Here is a 14016-nt window from a genome sequence, read left to right as displayed (position 1 = left end):
TCGCTGCGGATCAGACTGGATCGTCCAGCCCCAGTTGCACCTGCTCCGCCGCCCGCAGCACCGCCCGCGCCTTGGCTTCCGTTTCCATCCATTCCTTCTCGGGCTCGGAATCCGCCACCACGCCGGCGGCCGCCTGCACATACAGGGTGCCATTCTTGATCACGCCCGTACGGATGGCGATCGCCACGTCCATTTCCCCGCCATAGCTCAGATAGCCGGCCGCGCCGCCATAGACGCAGCGGCGCACGGGCTCCAGCTCGTCGATCAGCTCCAGCGCCCGCACCTTGGGCGCGCCCGACAGCGTGCCGGCCGGAAAGGTCGCGCGCAGCACGTCCATCGAGGTCATCCCCTCCCGGAGCAGGCCGGTCACGTTGGAGACCAGGTGCATGACATGCGAATAGCGCTCGATGGCAAGCTGGTCGGTCACCTGCACCGACCCGGTCTCGGCGATCCGGCCCACGTCGTTGCGCGCCAGGTCGATCAGCATCACGTGCTCGGCGATCTCCTTGGGATCGGCGCGCAGTTCCTCCGCCAGCGCCACGTCCTCTTCCGGCGTGCCGCCGCGCGGGCGGGTACCGGCCAGCGGCCGGATGGTCACCCGGCTGCGCGGCTGCCCCTGCTCGACCACCGCCTCCTGCCGCACCAGGATCTCCGGCGACGATCCGACGACGTGGAAATCGCCGAAATTCCAGAAGTACATGTACGGCGACGGATTGAGCGAGCGCAGCGCCCGGTACAGCGACAGCGGCGAATCTCGGAAAGGCTTGGCGATGACCTGTCCCACCTGCACCTGCATCAGGTCTCCGGCGGCGATGTATTCCTTGGCCTTGCGCACCGCGGCCAGGTAGTCCTGCTTCTGGAAATCGCGCCGCGTCTCGGTCACCATGCTGGCCTGGCTGTAGGGAATCTCCACCGGCCGGCGCAGCTGGGTCCGCAGGTCGAGCAGGCGGGTACGCGCGCGGGCATAGGCCTCGCGCTGGGTCGGGTCGGCATAGACCATGAGGTAGAGCCGGCCGCTCAGGTTGTCGATGATGGCCAGTTCGTCGATCAGGAGCAGCAGCAGGTCGGGCACCGGGTCGCCCATGCCGGCCGGGTCGGGCTTGGTGCACGGCCCCAGCCGCGGCTCGATGTGGCGCACCATGTCATGCCCGAAGTAGCCCGCCAGCCCGCCCACGAAGCGCGGCATGCCGGGGCGCAGCGCGACCTTGAAGCGCTTCTGGTAATCGGCGATGAAGGCGAGCGGATCGCCTTCGTGGCGTTCGACGACCTGGTCGTCGGTGACCACCTCCACGTTCCTGCCACGGGCACGGATGAAGGTCCGCGCGGGCAGGCCGATAAATGAATAGCGTCCGAAGCGCTCGCCGCCCACCACCGACTCCAGCAGGCAGCTCATGGCGCCGCGGCGCGGGCCGTTCTGGGCCAGCTTCAGGTAGAGGCCGAGCGGGGTGTCCAGGTCGGCGTAGGTCTCGGACACCAGCGGGATGCGGTTGTATCCCTGGGCGGCCAGGGCCTGGAATTCGACTTCAGTCATGCGTACCTCGTATCGGGAAAGATGTTGCGGTTCCGGCGGAGACCGTGTCCGGAACGCACGAGGACGCATGCCCCGACGGTCCGGCAGGACTCGGGCGGGGGATTCGTATCGGGATGCTTGCGTGGCCGGTCAGCGCGCTGACGTACGGCCGGAGAGAATCACCACCACCCGGCAGACGAACGCCACCAGCGCCACCAGGCGCAGGTTTGGGCGAACGACCGAGTCATGGCAACCATAGGAGTGCGGGAAAGACCCTGGGAAGAAACTAGAACGAGGCCGGCGGAACCACCGTGGTCCGGGAGAGGACCTGGGATTGCGAGATCCACCGCGCCGCATCCAAAAGCGAAGAAACTATACCATCGGACTCGATGGCGCGCACGTCGCGTCCCTCGTTGTAGCCATAAGGCACCAGCAGCACCCGGCACCCGGCCGCCTTCGCGGCCGAAGCGTCGTTCATCGAGTCTCCCACCACCACCGCCTCGGCCGGCTGCACGCCCAGCAACGCGCAAGCGTGCAGCATCGGGTCGGGATCGGGTTTCTTGCGGGCGACGCTGTCGCCGCTGACCACCGCGTCGAAATAGGCGCGCAATCCTATCCGCTCGAGCAGCGGCGCCGTGAATTCGGCGGGCTTGTTGGTCACGACGGCGATGCGCAGGCCTTGCGCTTTCATGGCCTGCAGGCCCTCGACCACGCCCTCGAAGATCCTGGCCTTCTCCCCGTTCACCACGTGGTAGGCATGGCGAAAGGCTTGCAGCGCCTCCGGGAAGCGCGCCTGCTCGGCCCGGCCGTCCATGCTGCCCGACAGCGCCCGGTGCACCAGGTTCTCGATGCCCTTGCCGACGAACGTGGCGATGACGTCTTCGCGCAAGGGCGAGAGGCCGAATTCCACGCGCATGGCATTGGCGGCCCGCGCCAGGTCGGGCACGGAATCGACCAGCGTGCCGTCGAGGTCGATCAGTACGGCGCGAAAGGTCATGCCTGGCTCCTTGGTTGCATCGATGGTCCGGCCCTATGCGTAGGACGCTTCGCCCTTGGCGATCTGCATCCGCAGTTCCTTGATCACCGCGGCGTAGTCGGGTTTGCCGAAGATGGCCGAACCGGCCACGAAGGTATCGGCGCCTGCGGCGCGGATGGCGGCGATGTTGTCCACTTTCACTCCGCCGTCGATCTCCAGCAGGATTTCGCGCCCCGCCTCGGCCCGATGGCGATCCAGCCGGGCCCGCGCCTGGCGCAGCTTGTCCAGGGCCGAAGGCAGGAAACTCTGTCCGCCGAAGCCGGGGTTGACCGACATCAGCAGCACCAAGTCGAGCTTGTCCATGACGTGGTCCATCCAGTCCAGCGGCGTGGCCGGGTTAAACACCAGCCCGGCCTGACAGCCGTGGTCGCGGATCAGCCCCAGGGTGCGGTCGACGTGGCGCGACGCTTCGGGATGGAAGGTGATGACGTCGGCGCCGGCCTTGGCGAACATGGGAATGAGCGCATCCACGGGTTCCACCATCAGGTGCACGTCGATCGGCACCTGCACGTGGGGCCGGATGGCCTCGCAAACCATGGGACCGATGGTCAGGTTGGGAACGTAATGGTTGTCCATCACGTCGAAATGTATCCAATCCGCACCGGCGGCCACGACATTGCGCACCTCTTCCCCCAAGCGGGCGAAATCGGCGGATAGAATGCTGGGGGCGATGCGCGTGGAAGCAGGCCCGGAAGTGGTAAAGGCTGGCATAAGATATTCCATTCACAGGAGCAATGCGCCGGACGACCGCCGAGGCGCTGCGCCCCCGGATTCCGGCCCGGCTCGATGCATCCCATTGTAGAAGCTTGTCATACCCCTATGGCGCACGCATGAAATCTCACGAATTGACGGTTACCGTACAACCCCGCTACCTGGCCGAGCAGTCCGACCCGGCCCAGCGGCAGTACGTGTTTGCGTACACCATCCGCATCACCAATACCGGCTCCGAGCCTGCCCAGCTCATCAGCCGCCATTGGATCATCACCGACGGGAACCAGCAGCAACAAGAAGTGAGGGGCCTGGGCGTCGTCGGCCAGCAGCCGCTGCTGCAACCGGGGGAAAGCTTCGAATACACCAGCGGCTGCCCGCTTTCCACGCCGGTGGGCACCATGCGCGGCACCTACCATTGCGTAGGCGAGAACGGCATGCCGTTCGAAGTCGAGATCCCCGAATTCGTCCTGGCCATGCCCCGCACCCTGCATTGAGAACACCTACTCCCCTTGATTTGCCCCAGGACGCCGCGGATCCGGCTCCGCCGGTCCGCCAGCGTCACCCCCTGGAGGGGGAGCGGCCTCGGGCCGCCCGGGGTTGGGGCTCCCTTCCGGTCCGCCAGCGTCGCCCCCTGGAGGGCGCGCGCCTGCGCGTACGGGGGGGCGTCTCTTCGGCCACATAGTCCAGGCCACGATGAACACCAGTAAGCAAAGCGCCAGGAACGCTTCCAGCAGGAGCAACCACATAATGTCCCTTCGCGAGTTCGTTGCGAAAAACTTGCATTGTCTTCGATTTGGCCGCTTGCCTGTGCCCGCGCTCGCCTTGGCGGCCGTGGTGGCGGGTTGCGCGCAGCCGCCCGGCACCCCGCAGGCGCCGCAGGATGCCGTGACGACGCCGGCCCAGCCGCCGGTCGCCTCACCGCCCGCTGCCGTGCCGGCTCCCGTCCCCGACAGCGCCAAGCCGCTGCCTGCGCCCGTGCCACGTCCCGCCCACCGGCCGGCCCTGCAAAGCAGCAAGCATTTCGCGCGAGCGAGCTGGCAGCAACTGCCCGGCTGGAAAACGGACACGGTCGAGGCATTGTGGCGTCCCTTCCTGGCCAATTGCCGATCCATCGTCCTGCGTACCGGGCGGCCGGTTTCCAATACCGCCCCCCAGATGGCCGATCCCTACGCGTGGCAACAGGCCTGCGCCGCCGCCCGCGAACTGCCCGCCACGCCGACGGCCGACGAAGTCCGAGCCTTCTTCGAACACTGGCTGCAGCCGTGGTCTGTGCGCGGGCCCGGCGGGGAACAGGCGACGGGCCTGGCCACCAGCTACTACGAGCCGCTGGTGCACGCCTCGCGCGAACGCGGCGGCGCCTATCAATGGCCGCTCTATGCCGTGCCGGCGGACCTGCTGACCATAGACCTGGGCTCGCTCTACCCCGAGCTCGTGGGCAAGCGCATCCGCGGCAAGCTCGACGGCAAGCGCGTCGTGCCCTACGACACCCGCAGCGAGATCGACCGCCCCGAACGGCAGCCGCCCGCCATCGTGTGGGTCAACGATCCCATCGACGCCTTCTTCCTGCAGGTGCAGGGCACCGGCCGCGCCATCCTCGACACCGGCCCCGGCCAAGGCAGCACCATACGTCTGGCGTACGCCGACCACAATGGCCATCCGTACGTCTCCATAGGCAAATGGCTCATCGACAAGGGCGAACTGACCATTGCCCAGGCGTCGATGCAGGGCATACGGGCCTGGGCCCAGAAGAACCCCGCGCGCGTGAAGGAAATGCTCAACGCCAATCCGGCCGTGGTTTTCTTCCGGGAGGAAGCCGTGGCCGATCCGTCCGAGGGGCCCAAGGGGGCGCTGGGGCTGCCCCTGACGCCTCACCGCTCGCTGGCGGTGGATCCTGCGATCGTGCCATTGGGCAGCCCGGTGTTCCTCTCCACCACGCAACCGAATTCCAGGCAGCCCATGAACCTGGCGGCGCTGGCGCAGGACACCGGCACCGCCATCAAGGGACCGGCCCGGGTGGACCTGTTCTGGGGATTCGGCGACGAGGCGGGAGAGATGGCCGGCCGCATGAAGCAGCCGAGCCGGCTGTGGGTGCTGTGGCCCAAGGGCGAAGGGGTGCCGGCGCCGGCCCGCTAGCCCGTTCCGGACATGGCCGCGCCCGCGATCGCGGGCGCCGGCGCTCCAGGCAGGGAAGCGTCAGCTCGCCTTGCTCATGGAATCGAGCTTCTGCTTGAGCCGGTCCGCGGGAATCGCCCCGCCCACGCGCGTGTCATCGCCGAAGATGATGGTGGGCGTCCCGGTCACCCGCAGCTTCTTGCCCAGCGCCAGCAGTTCGTCGATGGGGGCGTTGCACGATCCGGCCTTGGGCGCCTTGCCGTTCAGCATCCAGTCGTCCCAGGCCTTGCCCTTGTCCGCCGAACACCAGACCGCCTGCGACTTGACGGTGGAGTCGGGCGACAGGATGGGATAGAGGAAGGTATAGATCGTGACGTTGTCGATGCCTTCCATCGAGCGGCGCAATTGCTTGCAGTAGCCGCAATTGGGATCCTCGAACAGGGCGATGCGCCGCGAGCCGTTGCCGCGCACCTGCTTGATCGCCAGGTTCAGCGGCAGCTCGTCGAACTTCACGGCCAGCAACTGTTCCTTGCGCTCGCGGGTTACGTTCTTCTTGGTGGCCGCGTCGATCAGGTTGCCGTCGAAGACGAAGCTGACCTTCTCGTCGGTATAGACGAGCTCGGAGCCGATGCGGACCTCGTAGAGCCCGTACGGGGTGCGGGACACCCCTTCGACGCCGACCTGGCCGAACCGCTGCACGAAACGCTGCTTGACGGCCTCCTCGGCCGCGGTGGCGTTCTTGGCCGATGGAGCCTGGGCCCACGCCACGGCCGTAGGCATGGCGATGGCCGTGGCCAGCAGAATGGACGTCAGCGTGCGTTTCATGAATTCTCCTTGCTTGGCGTACGCCGCCTGGCGCACGCCATCTCGATACTCATCTGATCGGACCTCTTCCCGGAAGGACGAGTTCCGACGGGTTCGCGCCCCGTGCTCACGCACCCGAGGCGCCGTTGACCAGCATGCGCTTGAGCAGCGGCATGCGGTCCACCAGGTCCAGCCCGGCATTGCGCAGCCAGGCCACCGGGGCCGGCTGCGCGCCGAACAGGTGAAACAGCCCATCGGTAACCACCCTCATGGCCAGTAGCGGCTCGGCGCGCGCACGCTCGTAGCGGCGCAGCAGGCGCGGATCGTCCACCGGCCGGAACGGCTCGCGGCCGCCCAGCACCTGCGCCAGCGCCTGCACGTCTCCCAGGCCCAGGTTGAGCCCCTGGCCCGCCAGAGGATGCACCACGTGGGCGGCGTCTCCCACGAGGATCACCCCCCCGTGTGTCAACTGCGGACTGTGCTGCAGCACGAGCGGGAAACCATGCAGCGGACTGCGCACGCGCAATGCCCCCAGCCTGCCCTGCGTAGCCAAGGCCAGCCGCGCCTCGAGCGCCGCCACTCGCTCGGCCTCGGGCAGGCCGAGCAGCGTGTCCGCCTGCGCACGCGGCATGGACCATACCATCGAGACCTGCGGGCCCCCGTCGGTGTCGGGCATGGGCAGCAGCGCCAGCACGCCGTCCGGCGTGAACCATTGGCATGCGCATTCCTGGTGCGGCAGTTCGGACGTCAGATGCACGACCACGCCGGTCGCGCCGTAGTCGGAGCGATTGGCGGGCAGGCCCGCCGCCGCGCGCAGGCGCGACTCCGCGCCGTCGGCGGCCACCGCCAGCCGCGCGTGCAGCGCCTGGCCGCCGGAGGTGCGCAAGGTCACGCCGGTCAGCTCAGGGCCATGCCCGAGAGCGGTGAATTCTTCCGTGGTCCAGCGGATGCCGGACCATTGCACGGCCTGCCGCAAGACTCTTTCGAGCTCTCGCGATTCGACGATCCACGCGAGATAGTCGCTCCCTGCCTGCCAGGCCGAGAGGCCTAGCCGCGCCGGACGGTTGCCCCACGCGGGCCGGTCGCCGAAAACCTCCATGGCGCGCACGCCCGTGATGCGCTCCGCCGGCAAGGCGTCCCAGATGCCCAGCTCCGCCAGCAATTGACGGCTGGCGGGCGACAACGCATAGACACGGGGATCGAAGCGGCCTGCCTCGGGGGCCGGCAGGGGGGCGCGCGGGCCCAGCAGGCCCACGCGCACGCCTTGGCGGGCGAGCGCAAGCGCGGCGGCCAGGCCGGCAATGCCGGTGCCGACCACGATGATGTCCGCGTTGGAGGAGGAAGCTGGAGTCATGGCATGAGCGACGGTACAGGCGCCAGTGTACAGCGGCCCGCTCAGCCGATCGCGGCGTCGTCCCTGAGCTGCCGGTAGTAATGGGCCAGGATTTCCTGGCCCGTGCGCAAGCGCCGGTTGCTCGGGCAGGGGAAACGCAGCACGACGTCCAGCCGCTTGGGATCGACGGGTTCGATCACGGCCAGCGGTTCGCTGGCCGGCAGTGCGATCAGGTAGGCGCCCTCGATGTGCCGGAAATGCACGTCCGCCTGCTCCAGCCAAGGCTCGCAGACCGCGCGTCCCGCTTGCAGCAGACGCTCCTGCGCGGCCGGGATGTCGTCGCCCGGCTCCATCGGCACCCTGACCGACTCCAGCACGAACGTGCCCATGGCCGAGATCGTCCGCACCGGATTGAGCAACAGCAGCATGTTGGGAAACCGGTAGATGCGGCCGGTCACCAGGCCCGACGACGCCTGTTCCAGCAGCGCCGTGGTGAACAGGTCGATGGTCAGCACCTCGCCCTTCATGCCGTTGATCTCGATGATGTCGCCCACCGAGTAGGTCCGCTGCGTGGCCCGCATCAGCGACCCGAGGGCGCTCATCACGTATTCCTTGCTGGCGATGGCCACGGCCGCGGCCAAAGCCGCCACCGACAGCGCGAAATGGCGCAGTTGCCCGCCCCAGATGAACAGCATCAGCAGCAGCGTCGTGATGACGATGACATTGCGCACCGTCAGGTAGCCCGTGCGGCGCTCTTCGGTCGAACCGGACCCCTTGCCACGGTAGTAGCGCGTCGCGGCGCGCGTGGCGAAGGTCGCGGCCAGCAACACCAGCAGCGTCAGCACGAGCTGGCCGGGCGTGTCGGAGGCGTTGAACCAGGCGGTGAGCCGGGACCAGAGCGAGGCAATGACATCCATGAAACGAAGCGTATCCGCAAGGCGCAATGGCGCCATTCTACGTTGGCAGCGGACGGATGCGCGGTGTATGGTTTGCACTTGGGCGCATCGACGCCCATGCGGCACGCCCGGCAAGCGGCGTGCCCGTCCGCGCGGGAATCGGCCCTGGCAGGCCCGCTTTCCCGCGCTCAACCGCGTCGCCGACGCACTCCCCTCGAGCCGGATCCCGACCGCCGATCGTCACGCGGCGGCTGGATCGCCGGCCCGTCCAACCGCACCCCGAATGGCAAGCCGTCATTGAGGATGCTCCGCCGCATGCATCGCACGCGGCCATACCCAGAAGGAGAAAGCACTGATGTTCCACGCCAAACGCCTCGTCCCCATCGCCCTCGTGCTCGCGGCCACCCCGGCCTGGGCCCAGACGCCGCTGAAGACGGACGGCCAATGGCGTGGCTCGGTCAACGCCGGCGCCAGCCTTGCCTCGGGCAACACCGACTCGACCTCGATCAACCTGGGCGCCAATGCGGGCCGGGCCACGGAAAGGGACCGGCTCAATTTCACGCTCACCACGCTTTACGGGACGAAGAAGGAGAATGGAGAACGTTCGGAGACCGCCAACCTGTTCCGGTTCGGCGGCAAGTACGACCGCGACATCAACGATCGCGTATTCGGTTTCGGCTCGCTCGATATCGAGCACGACAAGCTGCAGGAACTGGACCTGCGCGGGGTCGCCGCGGCGGGTGTCGGACGCCACATCATCAAGACCGAGAAAACGGTGTTCGACCTGTTCTCCGGCCTGACCTACAACCACGAGCGATTTACCGAAGAGACGCGCAATTCGACCGAATTGCTGCTGGGCGAAGAATCGACCCACATGATCTCGGACACCACGTCCTTGAACCAGCGCCTGGCCCTCTATCCCAACCTGAGCAACAGCGGCGAATACCGCATTCAGTTCGACGCCGGGCTGACGACTTCCATTACCAAGAAGATAGAACTGAAGATCACCCTGTCCAACCGCTACATGAGCAATCCGCAGCCGGGGGTGAAGAAGTCCGACACGCTGCTGCTGACGAACATCGGGTATAGATTTGGGGATTGAGCCCGCCCCCTCCGCGCTCCGCGCGTCCCCCTCAAGGGGGCGGCGCAGGCGGACCGGCAAAGCCGGATCCGCGGCGCCCTGGGTCTAGTACCGCGTTCTCCAATTGCCACATCGTGGCTACCGCTGGCAGCCAGCGAAGCCCCGGCGCTACATTCCAAGAAAGCGGTACTAGACCCAGGATGCGGTGGATCCGGCTCCGCCGGTCCACCCGCATCGCCCCCTGGGGGGCGCGCGCAAGCGCGTAGGGGGGGCCATTCTTACAATGAGCGTTCATCCAGCGGCGAAGGGCTGACGTAGGCCTTCACCGGGTGATTCAGCACGCCCGCGGGGGCCAGCGCGTTCAAGTCGAACGAACCGCGGATGCCGTCGAACTTCACGGCGAAGCTCTTGCCGTTCACGTCGAAACGCACCGTCTCGCCGAAACGCACGTTGACATAGCGCGTGCTGTCGTCCAGGGCGATGGCGCGCTCGGCGCTCTCGACGGTTACCTGCGAACCGAGCAGGTTGGCGGGGGTCGAAGCGGCGTGGGCCGACACGCTGGCCAGGCCGACCAAAGCGGCGACAACGAGGGAATAAGCATGGACTTTCATGAAACTGCCTCCGGAATCTCGGTATGCGGGCCGGCGTCCTTTTGGGAGCCGGCAGCCGCGCGGGGCGTGTCGCCCCTGCGGCCAAGTCGTTCAAACCGCTGGGATGATCAGTTGTAGGGGTACTCGCCCGGACCGCCTGCGCGGTGCGCCAGTTCGGCGCGCTTGAGCTCTTCGACCACCTGGGCGCGGCTGACCGGCGCGCCGGCCTGTTGCTTGGGTTGGTCGGGGAAGCCTTCCTGGCCGTAGACGATGCCGCCATTGGCCTTGGCCTCGGCCAGTTCGGCCAGCACTTGCGCCCGGGTCAGTTCGTGCGTGGTGGAGATCCCGGGGGGAGGGAAATCATTGCCGTAGTCGTTGCCTTGGTCGGCATGGGCGGCTGCGCCGATCAGCGACGCGGCGATCAGGGCGGTATATGCAAAAGTCTTCATGATGAACTCCGTTTCTTCTTTCTCATTAATTCCCCAGTCAAAATCAAGGGTATTCACGAATTGCTTGATTGACCGTGTAGGAATAGTGCGCCTTTCCAAGGCATAATTGAAATCAATAGCCTTGATTCTTTGTATAAGGATGCGATTATGTCTGGACGCGTGGACCTGAACCTGCTCCTGACGCTGGAAACCCTGCTGAACGAGCTCAACGTGACGCGGGCGGCCACCAAGCTCAACAGCAGCCAACCGGCGGTGTCGGCCCAGCTGGTGCGCTTGCGGCGGATGTTCAACGATCCCTTGCTCATCCCCGGCGCGCGCGGCATGACGCCTACCCCGCGCGCGCTGGAACTCGCGCCCCGGCTATCGGAACTGCTCGACGGCTTCCGCGCCATCGTCCAGCCGGACACCTTCGATCCCGCCACCGCGCAAGGCAGCATCCTGATCGGCACCACCGACGCGACCCAGTGCCGGATGGCCAAATGGTTCGGGGACCTCGCGGCAGCCGCGCCCGGCATACAGATAGGATTCGTCTCGGCGACGCGCCTGATGGTGCCCGACATCGAGCACCACATGGCCTCAGGGCATGTGGACATCATCATCTCGCGCCGGTCGGCGTTTCCGGACCGGCTGCACGTGCGTCCGCTGCACGACGAGCACTTCGTCGCCGTCATGCGCTGGGACCATCCCTACAGGAAAAAGCAATTGACGGCCAAGGCCTTCGCCGCCATGCAGCACGTCATCGTCTCGCCGTTGGGTGGAGAGTTCGACGACACCACGGACGAGATTCTGGCGGGCATGGGACTGTCGCGCAGCACGGTCGTGTCGGTGCCCAGCTTCCTGGTGGCCGAACGCATCCTGCGCAGCACGGATTTCGTCTCGGTGTTCCCGGCCTCGCTGGCACGGGGGATGACGTCCAGCCTGAAAAGCTATCCGCTTCCCTACGCGATGCCCAAGATAGAACTCGCGATGGCGTGGCACGTGCGCACGAACCTGAGCCCGTTGCACCGGTGGGTTCGCGAGCAGATCGCGCAATTGCTGTCGAGCCCCTGGGAGGAAGCCGGCGGCTCCATGGCGCAGATCGCCTGGTAGCGACGGGCCGGCCGCCCCCGCTAGCGCGCCGCGCCGTACCGCTCGAACAGCGTCCTCAGGCGCGCCGCGTCGTCCTTGGCGCCATGCTCCAGGAACGCCAGGACATACCGGTCGGGCCGGACCAGCATCGCCTGCGCTCCGGCGTCAGCCAGCACCTGCTGCAGAACGCCCTCGCAATCGCGCACGACGATGCGCCCTTCCTCCTGGGGCGCCGGCGGCCAGGGGAAGTCGTCTTCGGCCGGCACCAGCTCGATGCGCCGCATGCCCGCGGCGTCAACCAGTTGCGCGACCTCCGGCGTCAGGGGCCGCCCCACCCAGCTCAGGCAGGCGAAGCCGGGCCCCAGCGCTTCGTCCAATAGCCGCCGGCTCCCGCCGGGCCATTCGACGCGCGGCTGCGGCAGCAACTGGCCAGCCTTGATTGCCGTATCCGGCGCCCGACCCGGCTGCTCCATGAAAAACCCCTGGGCGAAACGCGGCTTGGGCTTGAATTTCAGCTGAAGGACATAGTCGCGCGCCGGCGGATACAGGCTGCACGCCTTGAGCGCCCATTGCGCCGCCATGGCTTGCAGGCGGGACTTCGGCTGCATGTAGCGGCCAATGCGTATCGCCATTTCGATCAGCGCCCAGGCGTGCGGCTTGCGTTCGGTTTCGTAGGTATCGATCAGGGCCGGACCGAACCGCCCGTGCACCACGGCTTGCAGCTTCCATGCGAGATTGGTCGCGTCGCGCACGCCGCTGTTCATGCCTTGCCCGGCGAACGGCGGCGTCAGATGGGCCGCGTCGCCCGCCAGCAGCACCCGCCCCTGGCGCCAGCGTTCCGCCAGCCGCGCGTGGAAGGTGTACACCACCTTGCGCGCGATGGGCAGCTCCGCATCGAGCGGCTCCCGGTCGCGGATCCACCCCCTCAGGCGCTGCTCGTCGAGCACGTACTCGGGAGTCTCCCCCTCCTTGAGCATGAACTCATACCGCACCGTGCCCTGCGGACCCGGAAGCCGAATGGCCGGGCGGACGGGATCGCAATAAGTGCGGGTATGGCGGAACGGCGTCGTGCGATCCAGCAGATCGACGATCAGCCACTTCTCGGCAAAGGTGTTGCCCGACAAGGCGATACCCAGTTGCTCGCGCACGCCGCTGCGTCCGCCGTCGCAGGCGACCAGCCAGTCGCAGCTCACGACCACCGGGGTGCCGTCGTGATCGACTTCCAGCACGACCTTGTCTTCATCCTGGCTGAAGTGCCGCAGTTCATGCTGGAACCTGGTCTCCACGTGGGGAAACCGCCGCAGGCCCGCGCAAAGCTGACTGACCAGCACCGCCTGCCGGAACGCGTTGCGCTTGGGAAAGCCGTATTCGGTCGATTGCGGCTCGATGCGCGCGAACTCGCGTCCGGACCAGGAGAAATAATGGACGCCATAGCCCTGGACGATGGAAGGCAGGATCTGGTCCGCCAGTCCGGCCGCCTGAACGGTGCGCAGGCTTTCATCGTCGATCGACACCGCGCGCGGCTCGTCCACCGTGGATGCGTTGCGTTCCAGCAGCAGCGTACGTACGCCATAGACGCCGAGCAGGTTCGCCAGGGTCAAGCCGGTCGGGCCGGCACCGAGGACGATGACCGGATAGTGAGAGGATGCTTGCATGGTTCCTATCTTTTGCTTCGAGCCCGCAGGCGTTCGTTTTCGAGGGCCGATTCGATAGAGGAAGCGACCGAAAAGACTTTGGAGAGCACGGTCTTGCTGCGTCCCGCCGGCAATTTGGCGAGCGGGATGACGACACTGAGGCTGCCCAGCACGCGCGGCCCGTCGAGCAAGGCCACGGCGAGTCCCGCCAGGCCGGGGTCGACTTCGCTGTGCGTGACACAGGCCTTGGCCTCCTTGAGGGGCTCGAGTTCGGCCATGAACCCGGAGAAGCTGGGCGGAAAGCCGGCGGCCGCGATCGCGGCGCGGTCCCGCTTCCACAGGCGCTCGAGTTCGCCCCTCGGCAAATGGGCCAGGATGACCTTGGAAGTCGCGCCCCGATAGAGCGGCATGGCGCGGCCGCGCTCGTAGCTCACCGGGCTTATCGGATCGGCCGGCGCCTCCTGGTGGATGCACAGCACCTTGTCGCCGTGGACCCGGCACAGCAGCACTACCCCGCCCGTCTCGGCGGCAAGCTTGCGCAGCAGCGAGCCGGACGCCTGCAGCAGCGGATCGGCCAGCCGGATCTGGCGGTCCAGCTCGACGATGAGCGGACCCAGCGCATAGCCGCGGTCCGCCACCCGCTCCAGCAGGCCGGCCGCTTCCAGGGCCTTCAGGTCGCGGTAGATGCTCGCGCGCGACACGCCCAGTTCCGCCATGAGCTGTGCCGGCTTGCGAACCGGATGGCTCAGGTCGAAGGAAGCGAGGATACGCAACAGACGGTCGGACATGTGC

General features: G+C 67.1%; 14 protein-coding genes. 4 read left to right on the top strand and 10 right to left on the bottom strand.

Annotation, left to right across the window (positions count from 1 at the left end; translation table 11 throughout):
• Positions 1-10: 10 nt before the first annotated feature.
• From CDO44_RS20130 to rpe, 3 genes are all read right to left on the bottom strand, one after another.
• Entirely contained in the window at positions 11-1531 is a 1521-nt protein-coding gene (locus CDO44_RS20130) for an anthranilate synthase component I family protein (protein WP_087782076.1), read from the bottom strand.
• A 265-nt stretch (positions 1532-1796) separates the two neighbouring features.
• A complete protein-coding gene (locus CDO44_RS20125) occupies positions 1797-2507 on the bottom strand; it encodes a phosphoglycolate phosphatase (protein WP_087782075.1) in 711 nt (236 codons plus the stop codon).
• 33 nt (positions 2508-2540) lie between these two features.
• Positions 2541-3257, bottom strand: a complete 717-nt coding sequence (gene rpe, locus CDO44_RS20120; RefSeq protein ID WP_233146288.1) for a ribulose-phosphate 3-epimerase — start codon at positions 3255-3257, stop codon at positions 2541-2543.
• Positions 3258-3376: 119 nt separating this feature from the next.
• Here rpe and apaG point away from each other — a divergent pair, with 119 nt between their 5' ends.
• Positions 3377-3751 carry a Co2+/Mg2+ efflux protein ApaG gene (gene apaG / locus CDO44_RS20115; protein ID WP_087782073.1) on the top strand — a complete coding sequence of 125 codons (375 nt, stop codon included), beginning with the start codon at positions 3377-3379 and terminating at the stop codon, positions 3749-3751.
• Between the two features lie 307 nt (positions 3752-4058).
• Positions 4059-5390, top strand: coding sequence for a murein transglycosylase A (locus CDO44_RS20110; protein ID WP_233146287.1), 1332 nt, complete (start codon positions 4059-4061; stop codon positions 5388-5390).
• 60 nt (positions 5391-5450) lie between these two features.
• Here CDO44_RS20110 and CDO44_RS20105 read toward each other — a convergent pair whose 3' ends face one another.
• The 3 genes from CDO44_RS20105 to CDO44_RS20095 form a co-directional block, all read right to left on the bottom strand.
• Complete coding sequence (locus CDO44_RS20105) at positions 5451-6194, bottom strand: DsbC family protein (protein ID WP_087782095.1); 744 nt, start codon at positions 6192-6194, stop codon at positions 5451-5453.
• A 106-nt stretch (positions 6195-6300) separates the two neighbouring features.
• Positions 6301-7527, bottom strand: a complete 1227-nt coding sequence (locus CDO44_RS20100) for an FAD-dependent monooxygenase (protein WP_087782071.1) — start codon at positions 7525-7527, stop codon at positions 6301-6303.
• Positions 7528-7568: 41 nt separating this feature from the next.
• Complete coding sequence (locus CDO44_RS20095) at positions 7569-8423, bottom strand: mechanosensitive ion channel family protein (protein WP_158213357.1); 855 nt, start codon at positions 8421-8423, stop codon at positions 7569-7571.
• Positions 8424-8757: 334 nt separating this feature from the next.
• On the opposite strand from CDO44_RS20095, the gene CDO44_RS20090 reads away from it, so the two are divergent.
• Complete coding sequence (locus CDO44_RS20090) at positions 8758-9504, top strand: YdiY family protein (protein WP_087782069.1); 747 nt, start codon at positions 8758-8760, stop codon at positions 9502-9504.
• A gap of 257 nt (positions 9505-9761) precedes the next feature.
• Here CDO44_RS20090 and CDO44_RS20085 read toward each other — a convergent pair whose 3' ends face one another.
• Positions 9762-10094, bottom strand: coding sequence for a CzcE family metal-binding protein (locus tag CDO44_RS20085; protein WP_087782068.1), 333 nt, complete (start codon positions 10092-10094; stop codon positions 9762-9764).
• Positions 10095-10201: 107 nt separating this feature from the next.
• Entirely contained in the window at positions 10202-10522 is a 321-nt protein-coding gene (locus CDO44_RS20080; protein WP_087782067.1) for a DUF4148 domain-containing protein, read from the bottom strand.
• Between the two features lie 147 nt (positions 10523-10669).
• Between CDO44_RS20080 and CDO44_RS20075 the strand changes: the two genes are divergently transcribed.
• Positions 10670-11611, top strand: a complete 942-nt coding sequence (locus CDO44_RS20075; RefSeq protein ID WP_087782066.1) for a LysR family transcriptional regulator — start codon at positions 10670-10672, stop codon at positions 11609-11611.
• Between the two features lie 20 nt (positions 11612-11631).
• On the opposite strand, the gene CDO44_RS20070 is transcribed toward CDO44_RS20075, so the two are convergent.
• Both CDO44_RS20070 and CDO44_RS20065 read right to left on the bottom strand, forming a co-directional pair.
• Positions 11632-13245, bottom strand: coding sequence for a bifunctional 3-(3-hydroxy-phenyl)propionate/3-hydroxycinnamic acid hydroxylase (locus CDO44_RS20070; RefSeq protein WP_087782065.1), 1614 nt, complete (start codon positions 13243-13245; stop codon positions 11632-11634).
• A gap of 5 nt (positions 13246-13250) precedes the next feature.
• The gene (locus CDO44_RS20065) at positions 13251-14012 is read right to left on the bottom strand and encodes an IclR family transcriptional regulator (protein ID WP_087782064.1); all 762 of its coding nucleotides are present in this window, start codon (positions 14010-14012) and stop codon (positions 13251-13253) included.
• Positions 14013-14016 lie beyond the last annotated feature (4 nt).

This window comes from Pigmentiphaga sp. NML080357 (assembly GCF_002188465.1).
GTDB lineage: Bacteria > Pseudomonadota > Gammaproteobacteria > Burkholderiales > Burkholderiaceae_B > Pigmentiphaga.
The sequence above is the reverse complement of the archived record's forward strand: the minus strand, read 5'-3'. Positions and strand labels throughout refer to the sequence as shown.